Source organism: Caulobacter sp. SSI4214 (genome assembly GCF_012184455.1).
In the GTDB taxonomy this organism is placed as follows: domain Bacteria; phylum Pseudomonadota; class Alphaproteobacteria; order Caulobacterales; family Caulobacteraceae; genus Caulobacter; species Caulobacter vibrioides_E.
Map to the genome: position 1 here is coordinate 1 of NZ_SZWJ01000097.1, position 15,800 is coordinate 15,800.

The window sequence follows — 15,800 nt, forward strand, 5'->3', positions numbered from 1 at the left end:
GGCGGCCTCTATGCCGAGCGGCGGATCGAGCGGGCCCGCCACGTCGAGGTGCAGATCGTCGGCGACGGCGCCGAGGTCCTGGCCCTGGGCGATCGCGACTGCTCGCTGCAGCGCCGCAACCAGAAACTGGTCGAGATCGCCCCGGCCGCCCTGCGGGCCAACCAGCGCGCGGCCCTGGCCGGCTGGTCCGAACGGCTGTGCGCCGGCTATCGGGGCCTGGCCACGGTCGAGTTCCTGATCGACGCCGATACGGACGAGGCCTTCTTCATCGAGGTCAATCCCCGGCTTCAGGTCGAGCACACGGTGACCGAGGAGGTCACGGGCCTGGACCTGGCGCGGCTGCAATTCGACCTGGCGTCCGGCGCCCGCCTGTCCGACCTGGGCCTCGCCGACGCGCCGGCCGCCTTCGGCGTGGCCATCCAGGCGCGGGTCAACGCCGAGACCCTGACCGCCGAGGGCGTGGTCAAGCCGTCCGGCGGCACGATCACCGCCTGGGCCCCGCCGGGCGGTCCGGGCGTGCGGGTCGACGCGGCCGGCGCCGCGGGCCTGAGCGTCGGGACGGCCTATGACAGCCTGCTGGCCAAGGTCATCGTCCGTGGACGGACGCTCCCCGAAGCCTCGGCCCGGCTGGACCGGGCGCTGGCCGAGTTCCGCGTCGGCGGCGTGGCGACCACCGCGCCGCTGATCCGGGCGATCCTGGCGGCGGCGCCGGACAACCCCACCACCCGCTTCATCGAGGACCACGCGGCCGAGCTGGTCGCGGGCTTGCCCGAAGACACCCCCGGCCCGGCGTTCGAGACCCTGGACGGCGCGGTCGCCGCCGCCGCCCCGCTGTCGGCCACGGTCGGGTCGATCGCCGTCTCCGAGGGCGACCTCGTCCGGCCCGGCCAGGCGCTGGCGGTGCTGGAGGCCATGAAGATGGAGCACCTGGTCAACGCCCCCTCGGGCGGCCGGGTGCTGAGGATCGCCGCCGCGCCCGGCCAGGCCGTCGCCGAAGGCCAGCCGCTGGTCTTTCTGGAGCCGATGACGGTCGAGGGCGGCGCGGCCGTCGAGACGGCGGCCGAGGACCTGGACGCGATCCGCCCCGACCTCGCCGAGGTCGTCGCCCGTCACCGCCACACCCTCGACGAAGCCCGCCCCGACGCGGTCGCCAAGCGCCGCAAGACCGGCCATCGCACGGCGCGCGAGAACATCGACGACCTGGTCGATCCGGGCAGCTTCCTGGAATACGGCGCCCTGGCCATCGCGGCCCAGAAGCGGCGGCGCTCGACCGAGGACCTGATCGCCAACACCCCGGCCGACGGCCTGATCACCGGCATCGGGACCGTCAACGGCGCCCTGTTCCCACCGGACAGGGCGCGCACCGCCGCCCTGGCCTACGACTTCACCGTGCTGGCCGGCACGCAGGGCGCGATGAACCACCGCAAGTCCGACCGGCTGATGAGCATCATCGCCGACCAGCGCCTGCCGGTGGTCTGGTTCGCGGAAGGCGGCGGCGGACGGCCGGGCGACACCGACACCACCGCCGTGGCGGGCCTGGACGTGCCGACGTTCCGAAGCTTCGCCCAGCTGTCGGGCCTGGTCCCCAAGATCGCCATCGTCGCCGGCCGCTGCTTCGCCGGCAACGCCGCCATCGCCGGGCTTTCGGAGATCATCATCGCCACCCGGGGCAGCAATCTCGGCATGGGCGGCCCGGCGATGATCGAGGGCGGCGGCCTGGGGGTGTTCAAGCCCGAGCAGATCGGCCCCTCGGCCCATCAGTGGAAGAACGGGGTGATCGACATCCTGGCCGACGACGAGGCCCACGCCACGCGGCTGGCCAAGCGGGCGCTGTCCTATTTCCAGGGCGCATTGCCCAGCTGGACCGCGCCGGACCAGCGGCGGCTGCGAAGCGCGATCCCCGAGAACCGGTTGCGCGTCTATGACGTCCGCGCCCTGATCGAGATCCTGGTCGACGCGGACTCGTTCCTGGAGCTGCGCGGCGGCTTCGCGGCGGGCATGGTCACGGGCCTGATCCGGATCGAGGGCCGGCCGATGGGCCTGATCGCCAACGATCCGCGCCACCTGGGCGGCGCCATCGACTGCGAGGGGGCCGAGAAGGCCGCCCGGTTCCTGCAGCTATGCGACGCCTTCAGCTTGCCGGTGCTGAGCCTGTGCGACACGCCCGGCTTCATGGTCGGTCCCGACAGCGAGGACGCCGCCGCCGTGCGCCGCGTCAGCCGCCAGTTCATCGCCGGCGCCAAGCTGCGCTCGCCGCTGTTCACCGTGGTGACGCGCAAGGGCTATGGCCTGGGCGCCCAGGCCATGGCGGGCGGCTCGTTCCACGCCCCGGCCTTCATCGCCGCCTGGCCGACCGGCGAGTTCGGCGGCATGGGCCTGGAGGGCGCGGTCAAGCTGGGCTATCGCAAGGAGCTGGAGGCGGAGAGCGACCCGGTCAAGCAAAAGGCGCTCTACGACCAGCTGGTGGCGCGGCTCTACGCGGCCGGCAAGGCGACCAGCATGGCCGCGGCGCTGGAGATCGACGCGGTCATCGACCCGGTCGACACGCGGCGCTGGATCGTCGGCGGCCTGGACGCGGCGGCCGGCGTGAGCCGCCCCTGGGAAGCGCGGGTGGACAGCTTCTAGCCGGCGTTTCCCGCGCCCGCCGTTGCATAGGTACTTATTATACTATAAATGACGCGGTCGTAAGCAAAGGCAGGCCTTCGGGCCGCGTTAGGGACGGTCATGAGCGACGAGAACGCGGGCAAGCGCCTGCGCAGCGGCGGCACATACGGCAAGCTGGATCGGGACGGTTTCATCCACCGATCGTGGATGAAGAGCCAGGGTCTGCCCGACGACGTGTTCGACGGCCGTCCGGTGATCGGCATCTGCAACACCTGGTCCGAGATCACCCCCTGCAACGCGCACCTGCGCGAGATCGCCGAGCACGTGAAGCGCGGCGTCTGGGAAGCCGGCGGCCTGCCGCTGGAGTTCCCGGCCATGTCGCTGGGCGAGACCCAGATGCGGCCGACGGCCATGCTGTTCCGCAACCTGCTGGCCATGGAGGTCGAGGAGTCGATCCGGGGCAATCCGATCGACGGCGTCGTGCTGCTGGGCGGCTGCGACAAGACCACGCCGGGCCAGCTGATGGGCGCGGCCAGCGTCGACCTGCCCACCATCGTCGTCTCGTCGGGCCCGATGCTGAACGGCAAGTTCCGGGGCAAGGACATCGGCTCGGGCACCGACGTCTGGAAGTTCTCCGAAGCCGTCCGCGCCGGCGAGATGACCCTGGCCGACTTCATGTCGGCCGAGAGCGGCATGAGCCGCTCGCCGGGCACCTGCATGACGATGGGCACGGCCTCGACCATGGCCGCGATCATCGAGGCCATGGGCCTGTCCCTGCCCTACAACGCCAGCATCCCCGCCGTGGACGCCCGTCGCCGGGCCCTGTCGCACGAGACCGGCCGCACGATCGTGCGGATGGTCAAGGAAGGCCGGACGCTGTCCCAGGTCGCCACCCGCGCCGCGTTCGAGAACGCCCTGCGCGTCCACGCCGCGATCGGCGGCTCGACCAACGCCGTCGTCCACCTGCTGGCCCTGGCCGGACGCCTGGGCGTGACGCTGGAGCTCGAGGACTTCGACCGCCTGTCGCGCGACGTGCCGCTGCTGGTCGACCTGCAGCCGTCGGGCCGCTTCCTGATGGAGGACCTGCACTATGCCGGCGGCCTGCCGGCGGTGATGAAGCAGCTGGAAAAGCTTCTGCATCCCGAGGCCCCGACCGTCGCCGGCCACCGCATCGGCGCGCAGTACGAGAGCGCAGAGGTGTTCAACGCCGAGGTCATCCGCACGATGGACGCCCCGGTGAAGCCCGACAGCGGCATCTGGGTGCTGCGCGGCAACCTCGCCCCCGGCGGGGCGGTGATGAAGCCCAGCGCCGCCAGCCCGCACCTGCTGAGCCATCGCGGCAAGGCCGTGGTGTTCGAGAGCATCGAGGACTTCCGCGCCCGCATCGACGATCCGGACCTCGACGTCGACGAGACCTCGATCCTGGTGCTCAAGGGCTGCGGCCCCAAGGGCTATCCGGGGATGCCGGAAGTCGGCAACATGCCGCTGCCTCGAAAGCTGCTGGAAAAGGGCGTCAAGGACATGCTGCGCATCAGCGACGCGCGGATGAGCGGCACCGCCTATGGCGCGGTAATCCTGCACGTCTCGCCCGAGGCGGACGCCGGCGGCCCGCTGGCCGTGGTCCGGAGCGGCGACGAGATCGTGTTCGACGGCCCCTCGCGCGCCCTGACCCTGGCGATCGGCGCCGAGGAGCTGGAAAGCCGCCTGGCCGCCTGGCGCGCCAACCGCCCGGCCCCGACCTATACGCGCGGCTACGCAAAGCTCTATGTCGACCACGTGCTGCAGGCCGACCAGGGCGCGGACCTGGACTTCCTGGTCGGGTCGTCGGGCTCGGTCGTCACCCGCGAAAGCCACTGATGGACCAGGACGTGGTCATCGTCGGCGACTGGGGCACCTCGCGCCTGCGGCTGTGGCTGCGCCAGGGCAAGGCGGTAATCCACCGGCGCGACGGCCCCGGCGTCTCGGCCCTGACCGACACGCCGGAGAAGACCTTCCTGGACCTGGTCGGCGACTGGCGCGAGGCCAACCCGGCCCGCGCGGTGATGTGCGGCATGGTCGGTTCGCGGATCGGCTGGCGCGAGGCGGCCTACGCCCCCTGCCCGGCCGGCGTCGCCGAGGTCGCCGACAAGGCGCTGAACTTCGAGGCCGACGGCCTGCCGGTGACGCTGGTCCCGGGCCTCTCGTGCGTGAACCCGCTGGGCGGCCCCGACGTCATGCGCGGCGAGGAGACCCAGGTCTTCGGCGCCCTTTCGCTGAACCTGGCCCTGAAGACCGGCCGCCATCTGCTGGTTCTGCCCGGCACCCACAACAAGTGGACCGTGGTCGAGGACGGCAAGGTCGCGGGCTTCGTCACCGCCCCGGTCGGCGAGACCTTCGCCCTGCTGAAGCAGCACTCGACCCTGGCCGCCGGCGGCGGAGCGCGGGTCGACGGCTCGGCCGAGGGCTTCGCGCGCGGCCTCGCCCGCGTCGCCGAGCACGGCGCGGCGCGCCTGACCCACCTGATGTTCGAGACCCGCGCCCGCCAGCTGCTGGACGGCATGAGCCCGGCCGACGCCATGGGCTATCTGTCGGGCCTGCTGGTCGGGGCCGACGTGGCCGCCGCCCGCGACTGGTTCGGACCGATGGACGCGGTGACCGTGATCGGCGCCGGCGGCCTCTGTGATCTCTATGTGCAAGCCCTGGCCCAGGCCGGGGTCCAGGCCGCGACCGTCGATGGCGACGCGGCCGTCCTCGCCGGACTGGCGGCGATCTCCAAGTCGCGGGAAGCGTAACATGTCCAATCCTCCCCCCATCGTGGCCATCCTGCGCGGCGTGAAGCCGGACGAGATCCTCGACATCGCCGCCGCCCTGGTCGACGCCGGCGTCCAGGCGATCGAGGTGCCGCTGAACTCGCCCGATCCCCTGGTCAGCATCGAGAAGCTGTGCGCCGCCTTCGGCGACAAGGCCCTGTGCGGGGCCGGCACGGTGCTGTCCCCCGAGGCGGTCGATGACGTGACCAAGGTCGGCGGCAAGCTGATCGTCACCCCGAACGTCGATCCGGACGTCATCCGCCGCGCCGTCGCGCTGGGCCTGACGGCCATGCCCGGCTTCGCCACCCCCACCGAGGCCCTCGCGGCGGTGAAGGCCGGGGCCAAGGCGCTGAAGCTGTTCCCGGCCGGCACGTTCGGCCCGGGCCACATCAAGGCGGTCAAGGACGTGCTGCCCAAGGACGTGCTGGTCTACGCCGTCGGCGGGGTCGGCGCGGCCAATCTGGAGCCCTGGCGCGCGGTCGGCGTGGCGGGCGTCGGCGTCGGCGGGGAACTCTATCGCCCCGGCTACACCGCGGCCGAGGTCGGCCAGCGCGCGGCGGCCCTGGTCGCCGCCTGGCGCCAGGGTTGATCGCGATCCAGACTCACGGTCCATGACAAGAACGCGCTCGGCGAACGGCACTTGCCGAAACGGCGCGGCGCGGCTGTAGTCGGCCGAACCGCTTCGTTGGCCAGCGGAGCAATCTCGATGCGTGGCGACGCCCGCGTCGTCGCGAGAAGGAAGAAGAGTCGCCGATGCGGACCCAGCCCGGCTTGAGCTTGACCTACGGACTGGTCGAGCAACTCGGTCAGGCCATCGTGACCGGCGAATACGCCCAGGTGGGCTTTCCGACCGAGGGGGAGCTATCCAAGCAGTTCGGCGCCAGCCGCACCGTGACGCGCGAGGCGGTCAAGATGCTGACCGCCAAGGGCCTGCTCAGCGCCCGGCCGCGCCACGGCACGGTGGTGGAGCCCGAGGCCGAGTGGAACATGCTCGACCCCGACGTGCTGCGCTGGCTTCTGGAGCGCAAGTTCTCCCTGCGACTGCTGGCCGACTTCACCGAGATGCGCCTGGGGATCGAGCCGGCCGCCGCCGCCCTGGCCGCGCGCAACGCCGACGAGGCGGGGCTGGAGGAGATCCGCAAGGGCCTGCGCCGGATGGAGGCCGCCGCGGAGGGCGAGGACGACCCGCTGTCGGCCGACATCGCCTTCCACATCGCCATCCTGAACGCGACCAAGAACCCCTTCTATCGCGAGCTGCACGAGCTGGTGAACACGGCCCTGCGCATCTCGATCCGCTTCACCAACCGCATCAAGGGCCGCACCGCCTCGATCCCGTCGCACGAGGACGTGGCCGAGGCGATCATCGCCCGCGACGCCGACAGGGCCCAGACCGCCATGCGCGCGATCATCGTCGACGTGTTGGAACTGATCCGCGCGGCCTCGCCCGCCACCGAGTCCGAAGCCGCCCGACGCGGGGGTTGAGGTCGGGCTCCAAGAACGCCTTATCCGCGACAAAACGCCTCTTCGCGCGATCCTAAAGATAGCGTTATCAAAACCTTTAGATCCGCCTCCCGGAGGCCGAGGCCGACGCTCGCCTCTGACGACGCGCCCTCGCGAATCCGTAGCGCAGGTTTAATGTTTCAACGGCTTGTCGAAGCCTCGGGTTCGCATAAGGTTCCGCCGATGGGCAAGGGCGATCCTTCACTGACGGATCAGGTCGACGACCTAGACCGCCTCACCGAGCGTGAGCGCGAATGCCTCCGACTCGTCGATCGGCACATGAGCTCCAAGGAAATCGCCCGGGAATTGGGCCTGTCCAAGCACACGGTCGACTGGCACCTGGACAAGGCCCGCCGCCGCCTGGGCGCCGCCGATCGCTACGACGCCGCCCGCCGGCTGTTCGATCGGGGATCGCGCGACGCCGCGCCCGGGCCGGGCGTCCCGTCGGGGTCCCCCCCTCCGATCGCGTCGGGGTCCGATCCGGCCCGGCTAGGCGATCCCCCCCTGTCACGGTCTCCTGGCGGCGTTGAGCAAGGAGCTTACCGTGCAGGAACTTACTCCGTATCAGAAGGACGCGATCGGCCGGGTGACCCACATTCGTCAGGACGTGATGAACTTCCAGAACGACTGGCCCCGCCTGAACACGGCCGAGCTGTTGCCCCCGATCACCTGGGGCGAGCTGGAGCGCCAATTGACGAGCCTTTCGGTCTCCCCGACGGGCGCGGCGATGGTGCGCGATCTGGTGGAGGCCACGCGCAAGCAGGCCCCGTTCAAGCCTTCGGAACTGGTGCTGCGGGAGATCCTCTGCATCGCCAGCGCGGTGATGGACGAGACGTTCCTGTCGGACTCCGACAGCTCTTCGCCGGACTTGGATGGGGTCGACCTAATCGACTGAGCCTTCCGCTCCGGCTGGCCTTCATCGCCGCCGTGATGGTTCTGACCGCCCTGGCGTTCGGATCGATCCTGGCGGGGCTCCACGCGCTGGAAGGCCTTCTGTGACCTGATCGTCGCGCCGCTGGGGCAGGCGCGATCGCTTCTCGGAACATCAAACCCTTAGCAACGCGCCGGCGGGCTGGCCGCGCGCGAGGAGAGAACGCATGCTCAAGGAACGCCGTCTCGCCGCCGAAACCGTGGCCGAGGCCCTTTTCGCCGCGGAAAAGGCCATCGACGCCGCGATCACCCAGACCGCCGCCCTGGCCGGCCTGATGCCCGCGACCCGTCAGGACGCCAACCTCTCGGCGATCATCGGTCAGGACGCGCTGATGCGCGCCATCGAGACGATGCAGGCCCTGGGCGTGGCGCGCCAGAACATCGTGGCCACCCATCAGCAATTGTCGGTCGCCCAGCGCGACATCGGCCTGTCGCGCGTGGCCTTCGGCGGCGGCGGTGAAAAGCCTCCGCCCCCGACTCAGACGGGCTTCCTTGAAGTCGTCGCGGACGAGCGCGAAGTCGCTTAGATAGCGCGCTCTAGCGAAATGCGGCGCCTGTTCCAGCGAGGGCTGGAACAGGCTCTAGATTCAAATATTGAGAGCGCGTTCGAGCGGTTTAACCGCTCACACTTGAACCTAACGCGCTCTAGCAACCGTCTGAAGACGCGATAGGGTGAGCGCATGACGCTCCACACCTTTCACCAGTGGGCCAGCCTGATCGTCCTGCTGACGTCGTGCGGGTTCGCTTTGAGCTTCGGCGGTCGGCCGGAACGTCTTTCCGCCGTGGCCATGATCTTGGCCTGGTTCGCTTCGGCCGTGTTGATGCGCACCGCCCGCGAGGCCGGTCTCGATATCGCCGTGATGACGGTCGACATCGTCCTCTTCCTGGTGGTCCTGGCGATCTCTCTAACCTCCGACCGCTGGTGGCCCATGTGGGCGAGCGCCTTCCTTGGACTGATCGTGCTAGTGCACCTCGCGGTCATGTTGGACCCAAAAATCTGGGGCCGAGCCTATTTCGCGGCCAGCAACCTCTTCAGCTACCTCACCATGTTCGCCCTGCTGATTGGCAGCCTGTCCCGCGCCTCCGGACAACGCCAGACCAGCGCCCCCTGACGCCGCGTCACCGCTGACATAGGCGCCACCGCCTGTTTTCCTCCCCGCGACAGGAGGAACACATGGGCGAAGCTTATATCGTGGCGGCCGCGCGGACGGCCGGCGGGCGCAAGGGCGGCAAGGTCTCGGGCTGGCATCCGGCCGACCTGGCCGGCGTGGTGCTGGACAGCCTGGTCGAGCGCGTCGGCGCCGATCCGGCCCTGATCGAGGACGTGATCCTGGGCTGCGTCGGCCAGGCGGGCGAGCAGTCCGTCAACATCGCGCGCAACGCGGTCCTGGCCTCCAAGCTGCCCGAGAGCGTGCCGGCCACGTCGGTCGACCGCCAGTGCGGCTCGTCGCAGCAGGCCATCCACTTCGCCGCCGCCACCGTGATGTCGGGGGCCATGGACATCGTCATCGCCGCCGGCGTCGAGAGCATGAGCCGCGTGCCGATGGGCCTGCCCTCGACCCTGCCCTACAAGAACGGCTTCGGGACCTATATGAGCCCGCGCATCCAGGCCCGCTATCCGGACATCCAGTTCAGCCAGTTCGCCGGCGCCGAGATGGTGGCCCGCAAGTACGGCCTGGAGCGCGACGTGCTGGACGCCTACGCCCTGACCAGTCACCAGCGCGCGGCGGCCGCGACCAAGGCCGGCAAGTTCGCCGCCGAGATCGTGCCGATCGAGGTCACCCTGCCGGACGGGACGACCGAGACCCACGCCGCCGACGAGGGCATCCGCTGGGACGCCTCGCGGGAGTCGATCGGCGCGGTGAAGCTGCTGGCCGAGGACGGTCGCCTGACCGCCGCCACCTCCAGCCAGATCTGCGACGGCGCGGCGGGCGTGATGATCGTCAACGAACGCGGCCTCAAGGCGCTCGGCGCGACGCCGCTGGCGCGGATCCACGGCATGACGGTGATCGGCCACGACCCGGTCATCATGCTGGAGGCGCCGATCCCCGCCACCCAAAGGGCCCTGGAGCGGGCCGGCATGAAGATCGGCGACATCGACCTCTACGAGGTCAACGAGGCCTTCGCCTCGGTGCCGACCGCGTGGCTTCAGGCGACGGGCGCCGACCCGGACAGGCTGAACGTCCATGGCGGCGCCATCGCGCTCGGCCACCCGCTGGGCGGCTCGGGGGCCAAGCTGATGACCACCCTGGTTCACGCCCTGAAGGATCGCGGCGCCCGCTATGGCCTGCAGACCATGTGCGAGGGCGGCGGCCTGGCGAACGTCACGATCGTCGAGCGGCTCTGATCGCCCTCTTTCCGCGCGAGGGAGGCGGTGGACGAGGGCGCGCGCCGCGCCGTCTCGTTCACCCCTCCGACGCGGTGGGGGGATATGGGGTGAGAGGGGATATGGGGAGACAGGCATGATCACCCTCTGGCACTGCCGCGACGCCCGCTCGTTCCGGCCGCTCTGGGCGCTGGAGGAGCTGGGCCTGCCCTATGAGCTGAAGCTGCTGCCATTCCCGCCGCGCTTCCACGCCCGGGACTATCTCGACGAAAACCCGCTGGGCACCATCCCGCTGCTGGTCGACGGCGAGACGCGGATGACCGAGTCCTCGGCGATGATCGAGTACCTGTCGATGCGCCATGGCAACGGCGCCCTGTCCGTGCGCCCCGACGAGGCCGGCTATGGCGCCTATCTGAACGGCCTGCTGTACGGCGAGGCGACCCTGACCTTTCCGCAGACCCTGGTGCTGCGCTACACGCGGCTGGAGCCCGAGGATCGGCGCAATCCCCAGGTCGCCGGCGACTACGCCCGCTGGTTCCTGGCGCGGCTGCGCGGCCTGGACGCCCGGCTCGAGACCGCGCCGTTCGTGGCTGGCGAGCGCTTCACCGGCGCGGACATTTCGGTGGCCTACGCCCTGCTGCTGGCCGAGACGCTGAATCTTTCCGAGCAGTTTTCCCCGGCCGTGACCGCGTACTGGGCCCGGATGCGGGACCGCCCCGCCTTCGTCCGGGCCAAGGCGGCGCAGGCTGGGACGGAACGCGACGTGAAAGCCTGACGCGCATTGAGGACCATTTATCGTCTTACGGTAAATTAACTCAGCGCCCCGGGGTTTGTCGGCTAGAAGGCCGGCGGGCTTTTAATTGTGGCTGGGGATATCGTCGTGCTGAACCGGATCGCGGGGCGTCGCCCGTCTGTGAGCGCGCTGGTCTTGATCCTGGGCGTCAGCGCGATCGCGCTGGCCGGCTGCGGCGACAAGAAGCCCAAGAAGGTCAAGGCCGCCGAGGGCGGGACCGCCGCCCAGACCGTCAGCGTGGCCCAGGTGGTCAGCGCGCCGATCGCTCGCCAGATCAACGCCAGCGGCACGATCTCGCCGTGGGAAGAGGTGCCGGTCGGCGCCGAGACCGGCGGCCTGACCGCCCTCTCCGTCAACGCCGAGGAGGGTCAGGTGGTCAAGGCCGGCCAGGTGCTGGTCAAGCTGAACGACACCCTGATCGCCGCCCAGTTGCGCCAGCAGGAGGCCAGCGTCGCGGCCGCCAAAGCCACCCTGGCCGAGGCGCGGGCGTCGCTGAACCGTTCGCGCGAGCTGAACGCCAAGGGCTACCTGTCGCAGGCGGGCCTGGACACCGCCACGGCCAAGGAGGGCTCTGCCGCCGCCAACCTGGCCGCCGCCGAGGCCGCGCGCGGCGAGACCGCCGCCCATCTGGCCCAGGCCACGATCCGCGCGCCGGTCGGCGGGCTGATCAGCCGCCGCAGCGTCCACAAGGGCCAGATCGTCACCGCCGGAAGCGAGCTCTTCCGCATCGTCCGCGACAGCCGCCTGGAGCTGAACGCCGAAATTCCCGAGACCGACCTCTCGGCCGTCAAGGCCGGGATGCCGGCCAAGGTCTATTCCGAAAAGGTCGGCCAGATGAGCGGCCGGGTCCGCATCGTCACCTCCGAGGTCAATCCGTCCAGCCGTCTGGGCATGGCGCGGGTGGCGCTGACCGCGATGGGCGCGTTCCGGCCGGGCATGTTCGCCCGCGCCACCATCGACGCCGGCGATCAGCCCGCCCTGGTCGTCCCCTCGGCCTCGGTGCTGTACCGCGAGAACCGTCCGGGGGTGTTCGTCGTCGACGCCGGCAAGAAGGTTCACTTCCGCCGGATCGACGTGCTGGCCACGACCGGCGACCGCGTCGCCGCCGCGGGCCTGAACCCGGGCGAGACGGTGGTGGTCGACGGCGCGGGCTTCCTGGGCGAAGGCGACCCCGTGCGCGTGGGCGCGACGCCGCGCGTCCAGACCCCCGCCCAACCGGCGCGCTGAGGACCGTCCGATGCGCAACATCTCATCCTGGGCGATCAAGAACCCGATCCCCGTCGTGATCCTGTTCCTGCTGCTGACGGTCTTCGGGATCGCCGGCTTCAAGAGCATGCGGATCAACAACAATCCCGACGTCGACTTCCCGTTCGTCGTCGTCACGGCCGTGCGCCCCGGCGCCGCGCCCCAGGAGCTGGAGACCCAGGTCACCCGGCTGATCGAGGACTCGGTCGCGGGCCTGGGCCAGGTGCGCCACATCACCTCCACCGTCGTCGACGGCGCCTCGACCACCTTCATCGAGTTCGAGCTGGGGGTGGACCACGAGCGCGTCACCAACGACGTGCGCAACGCCATGTCCAATCTGCGCGGCTCGCTGCCGCAGGACATGCAGGAACCGATCGTCACCCGGATCGACACCACCGGCAACGGCCTGATCACCTATGTGGTCCGGGCGCCGACCCTGACGCCGGAACAGCGCAGCTGGTTCGTCGACAACGACGTCAGCCGGGCGCTGCTAGCCATCAAGGGCGTGCGGCAGGTCAACCGGCAAGGCGGCGTGAGCCGCGAGATCGAGGTCGCGCTGGATCCCGATCGCCTGGCCGCCAGCGGCGTCACGGCCGCGGCCGTCAGCCAGGCCCTGGTCTCGTCCAACGCCGACCTGCCCGGCGGGCGGGTGACGATCTCGGGCGCCGAGCGGGCCATCCGCACCCTGGGCGCGGCCGGCTCGGTCGAGCAGCTGCGCGAGACCCGCGTGCCGATGTCCGGCGGGGGCACGGTGCGTCTGGGCGATCTGGGCACGGTCACCGACCACTGGGCCGAGCCCCGTTCGCGCGCCCGCTACGACGGCCAGGAGGTCGTGACCTTCAACATGGTCCGTTCGCGCGGCGGCTCGGAGGTCCAGACCGCCGAGAAGGTGCGCAAGGCCGTCGCCCAGCTGAACAAGGACCACCCCGAGCTGAAGATCGAGGAGGTCACCTCCAACGTCAAATATATCGAGAACAGCTACGCGGCCTCGATGGAGGCGCTGATCCTGGGCGCGGTGCTGGCCGTGCTGGTGGTGCTGCTGTTCCTGCGCGACTGGCGCGCCACTCTGCTGTCGGCCGTGGCCATCCCGCTGTCGCTGATCCCGACCTTCGCGGTGCTGGCGCCGCTGAACCAGTCGCTGAACGGCATCACCCTGCTGGCGCTGTCGCTGACCGTCGGGATCCTGGTCGACGACGCCATCGTCGAGATCGAGAACATCGTCCGCCACATGCGCGGCGGCAAAAGCCCCTACGCGGCGGCCATGGAAGCCGCCGACGAGATCGGCCTGGCCGTCGTGGCCACCACCTTCACCATCGTGGCGGTGTTCGCCCCCGTGGGCTTCATGCCCGGCATCATCGGCCAGTTCTTCAAGGCCTTCGCCCTGGCCGCCTGTATCTCGGTCCTGTTCTCGCTGGTGGTCGCCCGCCTGCTGACGCCGCTGATGGGCGCCTACATGCTGAAGGCCGACGCCAGCCATGAGGACAAGGACCCCCCGTGGATGGGGCCCTATCTGAAGGCGCTGAACTGGGGCCTGCGCAATCGCTGGAAGGTCCTGCTGATGGGCATTCCGCTGTTCGCCGGTTCGGTGTTCCTGGCCACCCGCCTGCCGTTCGAGTTCCAGCCGGCGGTCGATCGCGGCCGCGCCGAGTTCTCGGTCGAGCTGCCGCCCGGCGCGACGCTGGACGAGACCGACGCCGTGACCCAGCGCGTCACCAAGGCGCTGCTGGCCCGCAAGGAAGTGGTCAGCGTCTATGCGGCGGTCGGCGGCGACACGATCAACAAGGCCAGCGTCACCGCCGACCTGATCGACAAGCACCAGCGCATGAGCCAGCGGCAGTTCAACCGCGAGATGGTCGACCAACTGGCGGCCATTCCCGGCGCGCGCATCGGCTCGGGCAGCAACAATGGCGGCGGCCCCTCCAGCGGCGCGTCCTACACCCTGAGCCTGCTGGGCGACAACGGCCCGGACCTGGAAGCCGCCGCCCGCAAGGTCGAGGCCGAGATGCGCGGCGTCCCGGGCCTGGCCCACGTGGTCAACACCGCCGCGATCGCCCGGCCCGAGATCGTCGTCACGCCCAAGCCCGACCAGGCGGCGCGCGCCGGCGTCTCGGCGGGCGCGATCTCGCAGGCCGTGCGCGTGGCCACCATCGGCGACGTCGACCAGAACCTGCCCAAGTACAATCTCGGCGACCGCCAGGTGCCGATCCGCCTGCGCCTGTCGCAGAACGCCCGCGAGGACCTGGCGGTGCTGCAGACCCTGCGCGTGCCGTCGGCCAACGGACCCGTGCCGCTGGAGGCCGTGGCCGACATCCGCTTCGGCGCCGGTCCCTCGCAGATCAGCCGCCAGGACCGCTCGCGCGTGGCCACCATCACCGCCGAGCTGGACGGCATCGTCGTCGGCGAGGCGGCCAAGCGCGTCCACGCCCTGCCCTCGGTCAAGCACCTGCCGCCGGGCGTCAAGGAGACCCCGGCCGGCGATTCCGAGTTCATCGCCGAGATGGTCACCGGCTTCGTCGGCGCGCTCGTGACCGGCATCCTTCTGATGTACGTCGTGCTGGTGCTGCTGTTCCGCAGCTTCGCCCACCCGATCACGATCATGGTGGCCCTGCCGCTGGCCATCGGCGGCGCCTTCGGCCTGCTGGTGCTGGTCCACTCCAGCTTCTCGATCTCGACCCTGATCGGGATCCTGATGCTGATGGGCATCGCCGCCAAGAACTCGATCCTGCTGGTCGAGTACGCGATCATGGCGATGAAGGAACAGGGCATGGACAAGCGCACGGCGATCATCGACGCCGCCCACAAGCGGGCCCGGCCGATCCTGATGACCACCGTGGCCATGGGCGCGGGCATGATCCCGGTCGCCGTGGGCTTCGGAGCGGACGTCGAGTTCCGCGCCCCGATGGCCATCGCGGTGATCGGCGGCCTGATCACCTCGACCCTGCTGTCGCTGCTCTACATCCCGGTGGTGTTCGTGCTGATGGACGGTCTGAAGACCCGCGCCGAACGGCTGATGGGCCGGCTGTTCGGCGGCCGCCATCACGCGTCCGGCGACAAGCACGGCCTGAACGCGGCGGAGTAGACTCCCGCCGCGGACGGCGTCTTCGCGTCAGGCGCTCAGCGCGCGCGCCACCACCGGGGCCAGCCGATCGGCGATGATCCGCGCGCCTTCCGCGTTCGGATGGATGCCGTCGCCCTGCATGTAGCGGGCGACCCCGATCACGCCGGTGAAGAAGTCGGGCTCGAGGAACACCCCCTCCTCCTGGGCCAGCTGCGGATAGATCTGGCTGAAGCGGCGGGCGTAGTCGACGCCCAGCAGGGCCGGGGCGCGCACGCCCGCCAGCACCACGCGAATGCCGCGGGCCTTCAGGCGCTGGACGATGGCGCGGAGATTGGCGCGGGTCCACGCGGGGTCGGCGCCCTGCAGCAGGTCGTTGCCGCCCAGGGCCACGACGCAGACGCTGGTTCCGACCGGCACGCGCTCGACCCGCGCCAGGCCGCCCAGGGTGGTGTCGCCCATCACCCCGAAGCCGAAGACGCGGGCGCGGACGCGCAGCTGATCCAGCGCCGACTGCAGCCGCGCCGGCAGGGCCAGCCCCTCGGCCACGCCCAGGCC

The 15,800-nt window shown here is 70.5% G+C and carries 13 protein-coding genes and 1 pseudogene; 13 read left to right on the plus strand and 1 reads right to left on the minus strand.

Features of this window, described 5'->3' with window-relative positions; all coding sequences use genetic code 11:
- The 13 genes and pseudogenes from FCU40_RS19655 to FCU40_RS19710 all read left to right on the plus strand — a co-directional run.
- Positions 1–2,625, plus strand: a 2,625-nt coding sequence (locus FCU40_RS19655) for a carboxyl transferase domain-containing protein (RefSeq protein ID WP_168077262.1), incomplete at its 5' end; no start/stop codon positions are given.
- A 99-nt stretch (positions 2,626–2,724) separates the two neighbouring features.
- Positions 2,725–4,461, plus strand: coding sequence for an IlvD/Edd family dehydratase (locus FCU40_RS19660; RefSeq protein ID WP_004622382.1), 1,737 nt, complete (start codon positions 2,725–2,727; stop codon positions 4,459–4,461).
- Positions 4,461–5,375, plus strand: a complete 915-nt coding sequence (locus FCU40_RS19665; RefSeq protein WP_168077264.1) for a 2-dehydro-3-deoxygalactonokinase — start codon at positions 4,461–4,463, stop codon at positions 5,373–5,375. Before FCU40_RS19660 ends, FCU40_RS19665 begins: the two co-directional genes overlap by 1 nt.
- Before the next feature lies 1 nt (position 5,376).
- The gene (locus FCU40_RS19670) at positions 5,377–5,982 is read left to right on the plus strand and encodes a 2-dehydro-3-deoxy-6-phosphogalactonate aldolase (protein ID WP_168077266.1); all 606 of its coding nucleotides are present in this window, start codon (positions 5,377–5,379) and stop codon (positions 5,980–5,982) included.
- 164 nt (positions 5,983–6,146) lie between these two features.
- A complete protein-coding gene (locus FCU40_RS19675) occupies positions 6,147–6,875 on the plus strand; it encodes a FadR/GntR family transcriptional regulator (protein ID WP_004622376.1) in 729 nt (242 codons plus the stop codon).
- Positions 6,876–7,076: 201 nt separating this feature from the next.
- A pseudogene (locus FCU40_RS23570) lies at positions 7,077–7,274 on the plus strand (helix-turn-helix transcriptional regulator); the annotation flags it as partial.
- Positions 7,275–7,437: 163 nt separating this feature from the next.
- On the plus strand, positions 7,438–7,788 hold the full coding sequence (locus FCU40_RS23435; RefSeq protein ID WP_241693658.1) for a hypothetical protein: 351 nt from the start codon (positions 7,438–7,440) through the stop codon (positions 7,786–7,788).
- A gap of 202 nt (positions 7,789–7,990) precedes the next feature.
- On the plus strand, positions 7,991–8,350 hold the full coding sequence (locus FCU40_RS19685) for a hypothetical protein (RefSeq protein WP_004622370.1): 360 nt from the start codon (positions 7,991–7,993) through the stop codon (positions 8,348–8,350).
- Positions 8,351–8,503: 153 nt separating this feature from the next.
- Positions 8,504–8,935 (plus strand): hypothetical protein, encoded by a 432-nt coding sequence (locus FCU40_RS19690; protein ID WP_168077268.1) that lies wholly within the window; start codon positions 8,504–8,506, stop codon positions 8,933–8,935.
- A 62-nt stretch (positions 8,936–8,997) separates the two neighbouring features.
- Entirely contained in the window at positions 8,998–10,170 is a 1,173-nt protein-coding gene (locus FCU40_RS19695; RefSeq protein WP_168077269.1) for an acetyl-CoA C-acetyltransferase, read from the plus strand.
- Positions 10,171–10,285: 115 nt separating this feature from the next.
- Positions 10,286–10,924: a glutathione S-transferase family protein gene (locus tag FCU40_RS19700; RefSeq protein ID WP_168077270.1), complete on the plus strand. Its 639-nt coding sequence runs from the start codon at positions 10,286–10,288 to the stop codon at positions 10,922–10,924.
- Between the two features lie 87 nt (positions 10,925–11,011).
- Complete coding sequence (locus tag FCU40_RS19705) at positions 11,012–12,169, plus strand: efflux RND transporter periplasmic adaptor subunit (RefSeq protein WP_241693659.1); 1,158 nt, start codon at positions 11,012–11,014, stop codon at positions 12,167–12,169.
- Positions 12,170–12,179: 10 nt separating this feature from the next.
- Positions 12,180–15,266, plus strand: a complete 3,087-nt coding sequence (locus FCU40_RS19710; protein WP_168077272.1) for an efflux RND transporter permease subunit — start codon at positions 12,180–12,182, stop codon at positions 15,264–15,266.
- Positions 15,267–15,293: 27 nt separating this feature from the next.
- On the opposite strand, the gene FCU40_RS19715 is transcribed toward FCU40_RS19710, so the two are convergent.
- The coding region (locus FCU40_RS19715) for an arylesterase (RefSeq protein WP_168077273.1) at positions 15,294–15,800 on the minus strand (507 nt) is incomplete at its 5' end.